The 15,139-nt window shown below is 40.9% G+C and carries 15 protein-coding genes and 1 riboswitch; of the genes, 13 read left to right on the top strand and 2 right to left on the bottom strand.

What is annotated here, in order from left to right:
- From purB to rpsI, 13 genes are all read left to right on the top strand, one after another.
- Positions 1-1,296 carry an adenylosuccinate lyase gene (purB, locus tag ACFSW4_RS14610; protein WP_054753827.1) on the top strand — a complete coding sequence of 432 codons (1,296 nt, stop codon included), beginning with the start codon at positions 1-3 and terminating at the stop codon, positions 1,294-1,296.
- Between the two features lie 12 nt (positions 1,297-1,308).
- The gene (purC, locus tag ACFSW4_RS14605; RefSeq protein ID WP_377330200.1) at positions 1,309-2,031 is read left to right on the top strand and encodes a phosphoribosylaminoimidazolesuccinocarboxamide synthase; all 723 of its coding nucleotides are present in this window, start codon (positions 1,309-1,311) and stop codon (positions 2,029-2,031) included.
- A complete protein-coding gene (purS, locus tag ACFSW4_RS14600; protein WP_054753825.1) occupies positions 2,024-2,272 on the top strand; it encodes a phosphoribosylformylglycinamidine synthase subunit PurS in 249 nt (82 codons plus the stop codon). Before purC ends, purS begins: the two co-directional genes overlap by 8 nt.
- The gene (gene purQ, locus ACFSW4_RS14595; RefSeq protein WP_054753823.1) at positions 2,269-2,952 is read left to right on the top strand and encodes a phosphoribosylformylglycinamidine synthase subunit PurQ; all 684 of its coding nucleotides are present in this window, start codon (positions 2,269-2,271) and stop codon (positions 2,950-2,952) included. The genes purS and purQ overlap by 4 nt, the downstream gene beginning before the upstream one ends.
- Positions 2,936-5,146, top strand: a complete 2,211-nt coding sequence (gene purL, locus ACFSW4_RS14590; RefSeq protein ID WP_377330197.1) for a phosphoribosylformylglycinamidine synthase subunit PurL — start codon at positions 2,936-2,938, stop codon at positions 5,144-5,146. Before purQ ends, purL begins: the two co-directional genes overlap by 17 nt.
- The gene (gene purF, locus ACFSW4_RS14585) at positions 5,122-6,555 is read left to right on the top strand and encodes an amidophosphoribosyltransferase (RefSeq protein ID WP_377330195.1); all 1,434 of its coding nucleotides are present in this window, start codon (positions 5,122-5,124) and stop codon (positions 6,553-6,555) included. Before purL ends, purF begins: the two co-directional genes overlap by 25 nt.
- Positions 6,555-7,580 carry a phosphoribosylformylglycinamidine cyclo-ligase gene (gene purM / locus ACFSW4_RS14580; protein ID WP_054753820.1) on the top strand — a complete coding sequence of 342 codons (1,026 nt, stop codon included), beginning with the start codon at positions 6,555-6,557 and terminating at the stop codon, positions 7,578-7,580. The genes purF and purM overlap by 1 nt, the downstream gene beginning before the upstream one ends.
- A complete protein-coding gene (gene purN / locus ACFSW4_RS14575; protein WP_054753818.1) occupies positions 7,577-8,164 on the top strand; it encodes a phosphoribosylglycinamide formyltransferase in 588 nt (195 codons plus the stop codon). The genes purM and purN overlap by 4 nt, the downstream gene beginning before the upstream one ends.
- On the top strand, positions 8,139-9,671 hold the full coding sequence (gene purH / locus ACFSW4_RS14570; protein WP_377330193.1) for a bifunctional phosphoribosylaminoimidazolecarboxamide formyltransferase/IMP cyclohydrolase: 1,533 nt from the start codon (positions 8,139-8,141) through the stop codon (positions 9,669-9,671). Before purN ends, purH begins: the two co-directional genes overlap by 26 nt.
- A 15-nt stretch (positions 9,672-9,686) precedes the next feature.
- Entirely contained in the window at positions 9,687-10,955 is a 1,269-nt protein-coding gene (purD, locus tag ACFSW4_RS14565; protein WP_377330191.1) for a phosphoribosylamine--glycine ligase, read from the top strand.
- Between the two features lies 1 nt (position 10,956).
- Positions 10,957-11,039, top strand: a riboswitch (ZMP/ZTP riboswitch).
- Positions 11,040-11,070: 31 nt separating this feature from the next.
- Positions 11,071-11,937 carry a bifunctional 5,10-methylenetetrahydrofolate dehydrogenase/5,10-methenyltetrahydrofolate cyclohydrolase gene (locus ACFSW4_RS14560; RefSeq protein ID WP_377330189.1) on the top strand — a complete coding sequence of 289 codons (867 nt, stop codon included), beginning with the start codon at positions 11,071-11,073 and terminating at the stop codon, positions 11,935-11,937.
- 174 nt (positions 11,938-12,111) lie between these two features.
- The gene (gene rplM, locus ACFSW4_RS14555; protein ID WP_054753816.1) at positions 12,112-12,549 is read left to right on the top strand and encodes a 50S ribosomal protein L13; all 438 of its coding nucleotides are present in this window, start codon (positions 12,112-12,114) and stop codon (positions 12,547-12,549) included.
- A gap of 20 nt (positions 12,550-12,569) precedes the next feature.
- Positions 12,570-12,962 (top strand): 30S ribosomal protein S9, encoded by a 393-nt coding sequence (rpsI, locus tag ACFSW4_RS14550; protein ID WP_054753814.1) that lies wholly within the window; start codon positions 12,570-12,572, stop codon positions 12,960-12,962.
- Between the two features lie 106 nt (positions 12,963-13,068).
- On the opposite strand, the gene ACFSW4_RS14545 is transcribed toward rpsI, so the two are convergent.
- The gene (locus ACFSW4_RS14545) at positions 13,069-13,854 is read right to left on the bottom strand and encodes a mechanosensitive ion channel family protein (protein ID WP_279401687.1); all 786 of its coding nucleotides are present in this window, start codon (positions 13,852-13,854) and stop codon (positions 13,069-13,071) included.
- Positions 13,855-13,982: 128 nt separating this feature from the next.
- On the bottom strand, positions 13,983-14,612 hold the full coding sequence (locus ACFSW4_RS14540) for a lytic transglycosylase domain-containing protein (RefSeq protein ID WP_054753810.1): 630 nt from the start codon (positions 14,610-14,612) through the stop codon (positions 13,983-13,985).
- Positions 14,613-15,139: the final 527 nt, after the last annotated feature.

Below are 15,139 nucleotides of genomic sequence, written 5' to 3'. Positions count from 1 at the left end.
ATGATTGAACGTTATACAAGGGAAGAAATGGGTCAGATTTGGACGGAAGAGAACAAATATCAAGCGTGGCTTGAGGTTGAGATTCTTGCTTGTGAGGCTTGGGCAGAACTAGGTGTGATTCCAAAAGAAGATGTTAAGAAACTAAGAGAAAATGCATCATTTGATGTGAACCGAATTAAAGAAATTGAGGCAGAAACGCGCCATGATGTGGTCGCATTCACACGCGCAGTATCAGAGACATTGGGTGATGAAAAGAAGTGGGTGCACTACGGATTAACCTCAACAGATGTAGTGGATACAGCTTTAGGATACGTCATTAAACAAGCGAATGATATTATACGAAAAGATCTTGTGCGTTTTGTTGAAATTTTAAAAACTAAAGCTTTAGAACACAAATATACAGTTATGATGGGACGCACACACGGTGTGCATGCTGAGCCGACGACATTTGGGTTAAAACTTGGTTTATGGTACGAAGAGATGAAACGTAACTTAGAAAGGTTTGACGCAGCAGCTGACACGATTGGTTATGGCAAAATGTCAGGAGCAGTTGGCACCTATGCCAATATCGATCCATTCGTTGAACAATATGTATGTGAAAAGCTAGGGCTTAAAGCAGCGCCGATATCGACTCAAACGCTTCAGCGTGACCGTCATGCGCATTATATGTCGACGTTAGCGCTAATTGCCACATCAATTGAAAAAATGGCCGTTGAAATTAGAGGTCTTCAAAAAAGTGAAACAAGAGAAGTTGAGGAGTTTTTCGCCAAAGGCCAAAAGGGATCATCAGCCATGCCGCATAAACGAAACCCAATTGGTTCCGAAAATATGGCTGGTATGGCAAGAGTCGTTCGCGGATACATGATGACAGCTTATGAGAATGTTCCGTTATGGCACGAACGAGATATTTCACATTCATCCGCAGAGCGCGTCATATTGCCTGATGCAACGATTGCCTTAAATTACATGCTCAATCGATTTGGGGGCATTGTTGAAAAACTTACCGTCTATGAAGAAAACATGAAGCGTAATATGGATCGTACGTTTGGATTGATTTTCTCACAAAGAGTTCTTCTTTCGTTAATCGATAAAGGCTTATCGCGTGAAAAAGCTTATGATCTTGTTCAACCACTAACTATGCAGGCTTGGGAGGAACAAACATCTTTCCAAGAGCTCGTAAGAAATCATCCAGATATTAAAGAACAAATGACAGAAGCGGAATTGGACGATTGTTTTGATGCTACTTATCACTTGAAAAATGTCGATGTCATTTTTGAAAGAGTCGGTTTAAATTAAGGGGGTCACACTTTGGAAAGTAAACAATTGGTGTATGAAGGTAAGGCGAAAAAGCTATACAAAACAGATGATGCTGATCTGTTACTCGTTCAATATAAAAATGATTTAACAGCGTTTAATGGGCAGAAGAAGGCTACAGAACATGGGAAAGGGGCCTTAAACAATCAAATATCATCGTTGATATTTAACGTTTTACAAACTAAAGGCATTCCGAATCACTGGGTCAAACAACTATCAGAGGATAAGCAACTTGTTAAACATACAAACATTATTCCAATTGAAGTCGTCGTTCGTAATGTTTCTGCAGGTAGTTTAGCCAAACGACTCGGTTTAAGTGAAGGGGATCTTTTAAGCCAGCCAATTGTTGAATTTTATTACAAAGATGATGAGCTAGGTGACCCTCTTATTAATGAAGATCATATTAGATTGCTAGATCTTGTCGAATCTAGTGTTTTACTGAACATGAAAGAGCTAGCTCATCAAGTGAATCTCGTATTAATCGATTATTTTAAACAATGTGATTTAAGGTTAGTAGATTTTAAGCTAGAATTCGGGTTTGATTCAAATGGTGAGTTAATGTTATCGGATGAAATTTCACCTGACACATGTAGGCTTTGGGACATTCATACCAATCAGAAGCTTGATAAAGATGTGTTTCGTCAAGGGATTGGAAGTGTAGATGAGGCATACAACGTCGTATTAGAACGCTTAAAGGGGGCTGTTTCGCATGGTTAAAGTAAAAGTACATGTAACGCTAAAAGAAGGGGTGTTAGACCCTCAAGGAAAAGCAGTTGAAAAGGCGCTTCAGGCTAAGGACTTCCACGGCGTCAGTGATATGCGAATTGGAAAATATATGGAGTTTACCCTCGAATCAAGTCAGGTTGAGCGCCAAGTAGAAGAGATGTGCGAGCAGCTTCTTGCTAATCCAGTGATTGAAGATTATCGCTATGAGTTAGAGGAGGTTGTAACGTCGTGAGATTTGCGGTCGTGGTATTCCCTGGCTCTAATTGTGATACGGATATGTTCTACGCTATTAAAGAGGCACTTGGTGAAGACGCCCATTATGTTTCATATCGTGAAAGCAATCTATCAAATTATGATGCAATCTTACTACCTGGAGGCTTTTCTTACGGGGATTATTTACGCTCAGGGTCAATTGCTAGTTTCGCGCCGGTCATGGAAGCTGTTAGAGAGTATGCAGAATTAGGTAAACCTGTCTTAGGTGTCTGCAATGGCTTTCAGATATTACTAGAAACAGGACTTCTTCCAGGTGCTATGAAACGTAATGATCACTTGAAATTCATTTGTGAAACGACTCCGATCATCGTAACGAACAATCAAACGATGTTCTCAAGTGAATACAGACAAGATGAGCGTATCTCGCTACCTATTGCCCACGCAGAAGGCAATTATGAGTGTGATGATCAGACGTTCGATGAGCTTAAGCGTCACAATCAAATCGTTTTTCAATATGCTGATAATCCGAATGGTTCTAAAGGCGATATTGCCGGGATCTGTAATAAGCAAGGAAATGTTCTTGGGATGATGCCTCACCCAGAACGTGCTACTGTCGATTTGTTAGGTTGTGACGACGGGTTAAGACTATTTGAATCGATTCTAGTTAATTGGAGGGAACACCATGCCGTTACTTCTTGAACCAACTGCCCATGAGATCAAAGAGGAAAAGTTATATGCAGAGATGGGTCTAACAGATGAGGAATTTAACAAGATTGAACGTTTACTAGGGCGCACTCCTAACTACACGGAAACTGGAATTTTTTCTGTTATGTGGAGTGAACATTGTAGCTATAAAAAATCCAAGCCTCTATTAAGCAAATTCCCAACTAACGGTAAGCGTGTTCTTCAAGGTCCTGGTGAAGGTGCTGGAATAATAGATATTGGTGATGGCCTTGCGGTTGCGTTTAAAATTGAAAGTCATAATCACCCATCCGCGATTGAGCCGTATCAAGGTGCTGCAACGGGTGTTGGCGGGATTTTACGTGATGTGTTTTCGATGGGAGCTCGACCAATCGCCTTGCTGAATTCGTTAAGGTTCGGTGAGTTAGATCATCCGAGAACAAAATACCTCTTAGAAGAAGTTGTTGCTGGAATTGCGGGATACGGTAATTGTGTAGGTGTTCCAACGGTAGGCGGAGAGATTCAGTTTGATGATTGTTATAAAGGCAACCCTCTCGTTAATGCCATGTGTGTAGGCCTTATTAAACATGAGGATATTCAAGTTGGGAAGGCGAAAGGTATTGGAAACACCGTCATGTACATTGGTTCAGCGACAGGACGGGATGGGATTCACGGTGCAACATTTGCATCAGAAGAATTAACTGATGAGTCGGCAGAAGACCGCCCGGCAGTTCAAGTTGGAGATCCTTTCATGGAAAAGCTGCTGATAGAAGCTTGTTTAGAAGTCGTGAAATGTGATGCATTAGTAGGCATTCAGGACATGGGCGCAGCAGGTCTCACATCTTCAGCAAGTGAAATGGCAAGTAAGGCAGGGACCGGAATTGAATTAAACTTAGACTTAGTTCCGCAGCGTGAGCAAGGGATGACGCCATATGAAATGATGCTGTCGGAGTCTCAGGAACGAATGCTTATTGTCGTTGAAAAGGGTAGGGAGCAAGAGATTAAAGACATAGTCGCAAATTATGACCTTGAAGCGGTTGAAGTCGGGGAAGTTATTGAGGAACAGCAGTTCAGACTTCGTTTTAAAGATGAGATTGTAACAGATGTTCCGGTAGATGCCTTAGCAGAGGATGCACCTGTTTATCACTTGCCATCTGCTCAGCCGAAACAATCGGATCAAAAGCCTGCTTCACTTACCATCGACGACCCGAATCAAATTTTAGAAAATCTACTTAAGCAGCCGACTATTGCGAGTAAAGAGTGGGTTTATAGCCAGTATGACTACCAAGTCCAAACGAATACTGTCGTCCAGCCAGGCTCTGATGCTGCGGTGTTAAGAATTCGCGGGACGAATAAAGCGATTGCGATGACGACAGATTGTAATTCACGCTACTTGCATCTTAACCCTAAGGGAGGCGGTCAGATAGCGGTAGCTGAAGCGGCAAGGAATATCGTTTGCTCTGGTGCTGAGCCTGTTGCTATTACGGACTGTTTAAATTTTGGTAATCCGGATAAGCCTGAGGTTTACTGGATGATGCAGCAGGCAACAGAAGGTATGGCAGAAGCGTGTGAGACATTAAGCACACCAGTTATTAGCGGGAACGTGTCACTCTATAATGAAACGAACGGAACGAGTGTCTATCCAACTCCGGTCATTGGGATGGTCGGCTTAATCCATGATCTTAATCATGTGACAACTCAAGAGGCCAAACAAGTGGGAGATTACGTCTATCTCATTGGTGAATCGACTAACGAAGTATCTGGTAGTGAGCTTCAAAAAATGCTATTAGGCTATTATGATGGTGAAGCGCCACAGCTAGACTTAGAGGTTGAAAAGGCGAGGCAAAAAGAGATTTTGAAAGCAATTCAATCAGGACTTGTACAATCTGCTCATGATGTAGCTGAAGGTGGATTAACAGTTGCCTTAGCTGAAAAAGTCATGACGACGCAATTTGGTCTTCATATTGAATTAGAAGGTCAGGAATTAGCTGAGCTTTTCAGTGAAACGCAATCAAGATTCGTTTTAACGGTAAAACAGGTAAATGCTGATCGTTTTGAAGCGCAAGTTAATGCAACACGAATTGGAACAGTCACGAATGATGGTAAGTTGTCAGTATCGTTTAATGGTGAAAACGTGATTCGTCAATCAGTCGATTACCTAACCGACCATTGGAAAGGGGCTTTACCATGTTTGGTGAAATCAAAGGCTTAAATGAGGAATGCGGAATATTTGGTGTGTTTGGTCACCCTCAAGCAGCACACATGACGTATTACGGCTTACATGCTCTGCAGCACCGAGGTCAAGAAGGAGCAGGTGTCGTTGTATCAGATGGGGTTGATTTAAAACAGTCTAAAGGGGAAGGTCTAGTGACGGACGTTTTAGATGAAGATGAGTTAATCAGTCTATCAGGTTATGCTGCGATTGGGCATGTTAGGTACTCTACATCAGGCGGTAAGACGGCAGAAAACATACAGCCTCTTCATTTTCGTTCGAGTACCGGTTCGCTTGCTTTGGCTCATAACGGAAACCTAGTTAATGCCACTAAACTTCGCGAGGAATTAGAAGAAACGGGCAGTATTTTTCAAACAACCTCTGATACGGAAGTGATTGCGCACTTGATTAAACGTGCAGGTAGAGGTCCCATTATGGATCGCATTAAGCAAGCGTTAAACGAACTGGAAGGTGCTTACGCGATCGCCATGCTCGATGAAAAACGTTTAATTGCAGCATTAGATCCTCGCGGGATGAGACCATTATCACTTGGTAAAGTTGGCGCTGGATACGTGATCGCTTCAGAAACATGCGCATTTGATGTCGTCGGGGCTGAATATGTGCGTGAAATCGTCCCGGGTGAACTGGTCGTTATTGATGACGAAGGCATTCACTTTGATACCTTTTCAGAGGCTAAAAACAGATCCATTTGCTCGATGGAATATATTTATTTCTCAAGACCAGATAGTAATGTAGATGGCCAAAATATTCATAGCGTACGTAAACGCTTAGGTAAAAAGCTAGCCGAGGTGTCACCAGTTGAAGCAGACGTTGTAACGGGTGTACCTGATTCGAGTATATCAGCTGCGATCGGTTTCGCAGAACAATCTGGAACACCATATGAATTAGGGTTAATAAAAAATCGTTATGTTGGGCGTACGTTTATTCAGCCTTCTCAAGCGCTTCGCGAGCGAGGCGTGCAGATGAAGTTATCTGCGGTTAAAAAGATTGTTGAAGGCAAACGGGTCGTGATGGTGGATGATTCCATTGTACGAGGTACCACCTCAAAACGAATCGTCAAAATGTTGAAAGAAGCGGGAGCATCAGAGGTTCATGTTCGTATTAGTTCCCCGCCTATTACGCATCCATGCTTTTACGGCATAGATACGTCTAACTCTGGGGAGTTAATTGCAGCTAATAACTCAGTTGAGGAAATTCAAAAGATCATCGGCGCTGACACTCTATCATTCTTACCAATTGAACATATGGTTAATGCCGTTGACCGTCAAGATGCCAGTCCTAATTGTGGCCATTGCTTGGCATGTTTTACGGGCAAATATCCAACCGATTTATACGAAGATTCCTTGCCGCCCCATGAAAAAGAGAAGCTGATTGGAGTGAGATCTTAATGTCAGATGCCTATAAACAAGCTGGCGTTAATATAGAAGCAGGTTATAAAGCTGTTGACCGAATGAAAGAGCATGTTAAACGAACCAATCGCTTAGGCGTAATGGGAGCTTTAGGAAGCTTTGGCGGCATGTTTGATTTATCACAGTTAAATTATCAAGAACCGGTTTTAATTTCTGGTACGGATGGCGTCGGTACAAAGCTAAAATTAGCTTATGAACTGAATCGCCACGACACCATTGGAATCGATGCAGTTGCGATGTGTGTGAATGATATCGCTGTTCAAGGCGCTGAACCATTATACTTTTTAGACTATATTGGCTTAGGAAAAGCTGACATTGATGTTATCGAACAGATTGTAAAAGGAATCGCAGATGGATGCGAGGAAGCGGGTTGTGCGCTAATTGGCGGTGAAACAGCAGAAATGCCAGGTGTTTACGGTGAGGATGAGTATGATGTGGCAGGGTTTGCTGTCGGAGCTTGTGAGAAACGTGATGTCATTTCTAATGAACAGGTTAAAGCAGGGGATGTGTTAATCGGCCTTCCATCGACAGGCGTCCATAGCAATGGTTTTTCACTTGTCAGAAAGGTTATCGCTGATGCTCACCTTAATATTAATGAAGTTTATGATCTATTTGATCGACCCTTGGGTGACATTTTATTAACGCCAACAAAAATTTATGTCAATGATCTATTAAAGGTAAAGCAAGCGGACCTTCTTAAATCCGCAGCTCATATTACAGGCGGCGGGTTTTACGAAAATATACCAAGAATGCTGCCTAAGGGGCTTGGAGCCAATATTAATTTGTCGGCATTTCCTAGACCGTCAATATTTGATTTCCTTAAAGAACACGGTCATCTTCTTGATGACGATCTGTATCGTGTATTTAATATGGGAATTGGAATGGTGATGGCAGTTGATGGAGCATCCGTTCCAGAGGTGCTGGATTTACTAGATGACGCTTACGTCATTGGCTATGTTAACAATCAAGAAGGCATTGAGTTAGTAGAGGAGGGGACTTCGTGAAACGAGTGGCTGTGTTTGCATCAGGAAATGGATCCAATTTTAATTCGATTGTTGAAGGAGAAGATGAATCCTATCAGGTAGCACTCTTGTTCTCAGATCAGCCTCAGTCATATGCATTAACAAGAGCAATTGACATAGGTGTCAAAAGTGAAAGTCTATCACCTAAAGACTACCCAGATAAACTAGCTTATGAAGCTGATTTATTAGCTTTATTAATCAGAAACCACATAGATTTTATTGTGCTGGCAGGCTATATGAGGTTAATTGGTCCCACTATTTTAAAGTATTATAAAGACAAAATCGTTAATATTCATCCTTCTCTATTACCTGAATTTCCTGGATTAAATGCGATCGGTCAGGCATTAGATGCTGGAGTGAGGGAAACAGGCGTTACGATTCATTATGTGGATGAAGGAATGGATACAGGACCTATCATAAAACAAGAGAAAGTTTTAATAGAGAAAGCAGATACATACGAAAGTTTACAAAAGAAAGTACAGAAAGTCGAACACCGTCTTTACCCAGAGACATTGAAAGAGTTACTTAGAAAGGATGAGGTTGTTGCCGAAGCGAGCGTTAATTAGTGTATCAGACAAAACAGGTATTGTTGAATTTGCGAGGCATTTAGATGAGCAAGGCATTGAGATTATTTCTACAGGTGGAACGAAAAAGGTGCTAGAAGAAGCGGGTGTAAATGTAACTGGTATATCAGATGTGACGGATTTTCCTGAGATTCTAAATGGCAGGGTTAAAACGCTTCACCCAAACGTTCATGCTGGCTTACTCGCCAAACGCTCTGAGCAAGCACATATTAACCAACTAGAAGAACACCGAATTGAACCGATTGATTTTGTGATCGTTAACCTTTATCCCTTCAAAGAAACAATCTCTAATCCAGATGTTTCATATGATGAGGCAATTGAAAACATTGATATTGGCGGTCCGACCATGCTTAGGTCAGCGGCTAAAAATCATGAGGACGTGACCGTTATTGTCGACCCGAAAGATTACGTGCGTGTGTTAGAGGATATGAAAAATGAAGAAGTCTCTAAAGAGTTAAAACGAGAGTTAGCGGCTAAGGTTTTTAGACATACGGCACATTACGATGCTTTAATTGCAGAGTATTTAACGGGGAAAACAGAGGCAAACTTCCCTGAGACTAAAACGGTTACCTATGAACTGAAACAAACATTACGTTACGGAGAAAACCCTCACCAAAAAGCTGCGTTTTATGCTGCCCCTTTTGCAGAAGAATCAACGTTAGTAAAAGCGAAGCAGTTACACGGTAAAGAACTATCTTACAACAATATTCAAGATGCTGATTCAGCCCTTCAGATCGCAAAAGAGTTCGAGCAACCAGCAGCTGTCGCTGTCAAGCATATGAACCCGTGCGGCGTTGGGATCGGCGAAACAATCTATGAGGCTTACCAGCACGCATATGAAGCAGATTCCACATCAATTTTCGGTGGCATTGTTGCACTTAATCGAGCAGTAGACGCTAAAACGGCAGAAGAAATGAGTCAAATTTTCTTAGAAATCATTTTAGCACCGGAGTTTACAGATGAAGCTTTAGACATCTTAACGAAGAAGAAAAATATTCGCTTAATTGAGGTGAGCACTGAACAAAGTCAGGTTGAAAGGCAAGTCAAATCAGTAGGCGGCGGGGTGCTTATTCAAGATGAGGATCGCTTTGAGCTTAGTGAAGTAGATTATCACGTTGTTACCGAAACAGAGCCAACAGAAGATGAGTGGAAGGGTTTGAAGTTTGCATGGAACGTCGTCAAACACGTCAAATCGAACGCTATTTTACTCGCCAAAGATTCGCAAACGATTGGTATTGGAGCTGGTCAAATGAACCGAGTAGGAGCAGCGAACATTGCCATCCAGCAAGCGGGTGTGAAAGCGAAAGGGGCTGTTATGGCATCGGATGCCTTTTTCCCAATGGACGATACAGTAGAGGCTGCTTACCAGGCAGGCGTGACCGCTATTATTCAACCTGGTGGCTCTAAACGGGATCAAGATTCGATTGATAAGTGTAATGCATATGGAATCGCGATGGTCTTTACAGGTGTACGTCACTTTAAGCATTAATAAGAGGAGGTCCTTATGAAGAAGGTACTCGTTGTTGGCCGTGGTGGCAGAGAACATGTTCTAGCATGGAAGCTCAAGCAAAGTGTAAGTGTTGAAGGGGTTTATGTAGCTCCTGGTAATGATGGCATGGCTGATGTTGCAACACAAGTAGACATTTCAGAGACGGATGTTCAAGGGCTAATTGAATTTGCAAAAAACCGATCCATCGACCTCACGATTGTTGGCCCAGAAGCCCCATTAACGGAAGGCATCGTTAATCGGTTTAAAGAAGAAGGTTTAAAAATCTTTGGGCCGACTAAGGAAGCGGCGCTAATTGAAGGTAGTAAACAATTTGCAAAACAAATGATGCAAGCTTACAACATTCCAACCGCAGCCTATAAGACGTTTTCAAATGAACAAGATGCTAAAGCATATGTTGATAAAACAGGTGTTCCAATCGTGATTAAAGCTGATGGACTCGCTGCTGGAAAAGGAGTAGTCGTCGCCTCGACGGCGCAAGAAGCAAATGCGGCAATTGAAGATTTTTTATGTAACCAAAAGTTCGGAGAAGCAAGTCGAACGATTGTCATTGAAGAATTTCTAGAAGGCGAAGAGTTTTCATTAATGGCTTTTGTAAATGGAGATGCGGTTTATCCAATGGACATTTCTCAGGATCATAAGCGAGCTTTTGACGGGGATGAAGGCCCGAATACTGGAGGAATGGGAGCTTATTCACCAGTTTCGCAAATTAGTGATTCAGTTCAGAAGCGAGCGGTTTATGAGATTTTGAAACCCGCAGCAGAAGCACTCGTTAAGGAAGGTAGGCCGTATCAAGGAATTTTATATGTAGGCTTGATTAATACGGATGACGGACCTAAAGTGATAGAGTTTAACGCACGCTTTGGCGACCCTGAGGCTCAGGTGGTATTACCTAGACTGGAAAATGATTTATTACAGGTCATGGAAGATGTCATGAATCAAAAGCCTGTGAAATTGAGCTGGAAGGACGAAGCTTGTGTAGGCGTGGTGTTAGCTTCTAGCGGTTATCCTGACACTTATGACAAGGGCCAAGAGCTACCGAATTTAGATCGAATTCACTCGAATGCACACGTATTCCACGCAGGAACAAAACTCAAGCAAGGTAAATGGACGACAAATGGTGGAAGATTGTTATTAGTTGCAGCTGAGAATTCAAGTTTAGAAAAGGCACGAGAACAAGTATATGAAGAGATGAAAAAGTTAAATTCTGATCACACTTTCTACAGAAAAGATATTGCACAGAAAGCGTTTACTGTAAGACAATAAGTTAGCATGCAGTGACTGACGACAAAATGGAATGAACCATATGGGAGCTGCGTGTTTATTAAGTCGGTCGTCTGGGCGGGAGAGTATTCTCTCTTAATCAACAGGAGGGTATAAATTGAATCCATTGATACTAGACGGAAGAAAAGTAGCACAGTCGGTGAAAGATGAGCTTATGGCTCAAATTTGTGAACTTAAAGGAAAAGGTGTAACTCCTAAGCTTGCAACAATCTTAGTAGGAAATGATGAAGCCTCAAAAACATATGTTCAAATGAAAGCTAATACATGTCACAAACTAGGTATGGAATCTGAACGTGTCTTTTTACCTGAAGAGACGACAACTGATGAGTTATTAGATGTCATTCAACGCTTAAATAGTGACCATCAAGTGCATGGGATTTTACTTCAGCACCCAGTACCAAGCCATATAGATGAACGAAAAGCATTTGATGAAATTGCATTAGAAAAGGATGTAGATGGCGTCACCTCTCACGGATTCGGAGCAACGACATTCCAGTTAGGCGCCTATCCTTGCTGCACTCCAGCAGCTATTCTACAAGTGATTGATTATTATAACTTGGAACTAGAAGGTAAACACGCAGTTATTATTGGTCGTAGCCCTATTTTAGGGAAACCGGTATCGATGATGCTTTTAAATCGCAACGCAACAGTGACGATTTGTCACTCAAGAACGGAAAACTTAGATCAAATCGTGAAGCAGGCTGATGTCGTTGTGGCAGCAGTTGGTCGCCCTAAATTTGTTAAAGGTGAATGGCTTAAAGAAGGGTCAATCGTACTTGATGCAGGTTATAACCCAGGCAATATAGGTGACGCAGACTACGAATCGTGTTATCCTAAATCATCAGCGATTACGCCCGTCCCTGGTGGAATAGGGCCTGTAACGATTTCAATGCTATTAAAGCATACAGTTGAAGCGGCGCAAAGACAGCTGAATACAACAAAAACACATTCAAACGTCTCATAGGGTAAAATTAACAGTATAAAATCATAAATATAAACGAATTTTGCTTGACATCTATGCCATAGATATTATAATATATTCTATGGCATTTTATCATAACCACGACTAGCCCCGGAACTATTCGTGTTGAAGATAAAAAAATGTTCGAGTAATTCGATTGAATTAGGAGGGAAAACAATGCGCACAACTTTCATGGCTAATGAAAACAACGTTGAGCGTAAATGGTATGTAGTTGATGCGGAAGGACAAACGTTAGGTCGTTTGGCTACAGAAGTAGCAACAATCCTACGCGGTAAAAACAAACCAACTTACACACCACACGTTGATACTGGTGATCACGTTATTATCGTGAATGCAGATAAAGTTCATTTAACTGGTAAAAAATTAAACGATAAAATTTACTACCGCCATTCAAACTATCCTGGTGGTTTAAAACAACGTACAGCAAACGAAATGCGTACAAAATACCCTGAGCAAATGCTTGAGATTGCTATTAAAGGTATGCTACCAAAGAACAAACTTGGTCGTAAAATGGCTAAAAAGCTTCACGTTTACCGTGGACCTGAACACAAACATCAAGCACAAAATCCAGAAGTTTACGAACTTCGCGGGTAAGTAAAAGGAGGTAAAGAACTTTGGCACAAGTACAATACTACGGAACAGGTCGTCGTAAAAGCTCTGTTGCTCGTGTACGTCTAGTTCCTGGAAGCGGAAAAGTTATTGTTAATGATGTAGATGCAAAAGATTACTTCCCACACGAAACGTTACGCTTAGTCATCAACCAACCTTTAGAAGCAACTGAAAACGTTGGTAACTATGATGTACTAGTGAACGTTAACGGTGGTGGATATACTGGTCAAGCAGGAGCAATTCGTTTAGGCGTTGCTCGTGCACTACTAGAAGCAGATCCTGATTATCGCCCAACATTAAAGCGCGCAGGATTCCTAACTCGTGACGCACGTGAGAAAGAACGTAAGAAATACGGTCTTAAAGGCGCTCGTCGTGCACCACAGTTCTCAAAACGTTAATTTTTCAAGTATACAATACTCTCATTCCTTCGGGTTTGAGAGTTTTTTGTTGAAAAAAGTTAAAAACATAAAAAACACGAGGCCTTTAATACCTCGTGTTTAATGCTTATTGGTTAACATGAACATCCATTTGTGGATATGGAATTGAGATTTTCTCTTGATCGAAGCGAGTTTTCACTTGTTCTAAGATATCGAAGTGAACATCCCAGAAATCCTCTGCATTAACCCATACACGAACGGTATATTCAACTGCGCTATCACCGTGTGCCGATAAACGAACGAACGGTTCTGGGTCATCTAAAGTAGATGGATGGTTTTCGACGATTTGATGTAGCGTACGAAGGACGTGTTGTGTGTCAGTTTCGTAGCCAACGCCAAATTTGAAATCCACACGTCGTTGGTCTTTGGCTGAATAGTTAACAATTCCAGAGTTAGATAAGTTACCATTTGGAACGAAAATGACTTTATTATCAGGCGTTACAAGTTCTGTGTAAAGAATTTGAATTGCCTCAACTGTGCCTGAATACCCATTACCTTCAATGTAATCACCGACTCTAAATGGACGAAGTGAGAGTAGTAAGATCCCTCCAGCAAAATTAGACAGTGACCCTTGAAAGGCTAGTCCAACTGCGAAACTTGCTGCAGCTAATACAGCAACAAATGACGTCATATCTGCACCTAGTATACTTACAACTGATAACACTAATAATATTTTCAATATCGCACTTGTTAAAGATTTTAAAAATGGCTTCAAACTATTATCAAGCTTGGATCTTTCAATTTGTTTACCAACAAATTTTGTAATCATTTTTATTACGGCTAGTCCGACTACTAATGTAATTATTGCTAGTGCAATGTTTACAAGGTAGGGCCAAATTACACTTAAATCCATTATTTTCATCCTTTCTGTGTTGAGAAGTAGATTATTTTGTTTCATTTTATCGAAACTGCTAAGGTTATTCAATGGAAATCTCAACATAAAAAAAAGAAAGGCGAGTTTATATTACCTGCCTTTCAGATTTAACCTAATATTTTTCTAACGTATTGTTGCGTCTCTTCAAAAGGCGGAATGCCTTGGTACTGATCAACATTGCCTGGACCTGCATTATAGGCTGCTAGTGCTAAACTCAAATTCCCACCGTAGCGATCGACCATTTGTTTTAAATACTTAGCCCCACCCTCAACGTTTTGCGCAGGGTCAAATACATTGTTAACACCCAATGCTTGTGCAGTTGCTGGCATGAGCTGCATTAAACCAGCTGCTCCAGCTCCGCTCACCGCATTAGGGTCATAATTCGATTCTGTTTCAATCACTTTATGTAAAAGATTTGAATCTAAACCATATTTCTCAGCTGTTTGATTAATTAATTGATCTAATCCGCTAGCTTCTTGAGTAGAGCTTAATTGTTTAAGTGCAACAGGTGACACCGTGCTGTGTGTATAAGGTAACTGATTTGATCCAGACATCGTTTGCGATTCATTCAATTGTGGATTTAATGCTGACTGGCTCTGTTGTCCACTTAAATATGAACTGAATAGTTGAATAAATAAATTGCTCGTATTACTAGCTTGCGTGCCTTGGTTGAATAGACTAGATTGCATGACTTTGCGATAATTCATCATCGCTTCAAATAGACTAGGTTGGATCATCACGTTCACCTGCTTTTCGCTTCGTTAACTAAATTGTACCATAATCATCCAATAATCTGTTTAAGAATTAAGCATTTCTTTGATAGATTTCACACTATTAATTATGGCTGGCACACCAGGACAAATCTCGTTTTATATAGGCACCATCCCAGCAGGAATCGTGGTTGCTTTAATCGGTGCACCATATTTTATCTATCTACTAATTAAAAATCAATAATAAGCATGTTTAAAATCCTTAACTCATAATCTTATAGAGTTAAGGATTTTTTATTACTTCTGTAAACGAAATGTATTAATTTCGTAATATTCGAACTTCGAAAAAGCAGTTTGTTTAGGCTATTCGACCTTACTTTCGACTTTTTTCAACAAAAAAAGACAAAGTATCTGAAAATTAGTCAAATTTACAATATTGAAAAAATTACGAAAGTCTGTTTATATTAATGCATGGTTATAAATTTTACCTGAATTAATAATTATTTTGCACTATTTTTTAAGTAAGAACAAACAAAAATACATATGATCGGATT

Source organism: Piscibacillus salipiscarius (assembly GCF_042685285.1).
GTDB lineage: Bacteria > Bacillota > Bacilli > Bacillales > Alkalibacillaceae > Piscibacillus > Piscibacillus salipiscarius.
The sequence above is the reverse complement of the archived record's forward strand: the minus strand, read 5'-3'. Positions and strand labels throughout refer to the sequence as shown.

Excerpts from the sequence above, each read along its gene's own strand:
- purB (WP_054753827.1), top strand. The coding sequence starts at position 1 with ATGATTGAACGTTATACAAGGGAAGAAATGGGTCAGATTTGGACGGAA.
- purS (WP_054753825.1), top strand. The coding sequence starts at position 2,024 with ATGGTTAAAGTAAAAGTACATGTAACGCTAAAAGAAGGGGTGTTAGAC.
- purL (WP_377330197.1), top strand. The coding sequence starts at position 2,936 with ATGCCGTTACTTCTTGAACCAACTGCCCATGAGATCAAAGAGGAAAAG.
- purF (WP_377330195.1), top strand. The coding sequence starts at position 5,122 with ATGTTTGGTGAAATCAAAGGCTTAAATGAGGAATGCGGAATATTTGGT.
- purM (WP_054753820.1), top strand. The coding sequence starts at position 6,555 with ATGTCAGATGCCTATAAACAAGCTGGCGTTAATATAGAAGCAGGTTAT.
- purD (WP_377330191.1), top strand. The coding sequence starts at position 9,687 with ATGAAGAAGGTACTCGTTGTTGGCCGTGGTGGCAGAGAACATGTTCTA.
- rplM (WP_054753816.1), top strand. The coding sequence starts at position 12,112 with ATGCGCACAACTTTCATGGCTAATGAAAACAACGTTGAGCGTAAATGG.
- ACFSW4_RS14545 (WP_279401687.1), bottom strand. The coding sequence starts at position 13,854 with ATGGATTTAAGTGTAATTTGGCCCTACCTTGTAAACATTGCACTAGCA.
- ACFSW4_RS14540 (WP_054753810.1), bottom strand. The coding sequence starts at position 14,612 with ATGATCCAACCTAGTCTATTTGAAGCGATGATGAATTATCGCAAAGTC.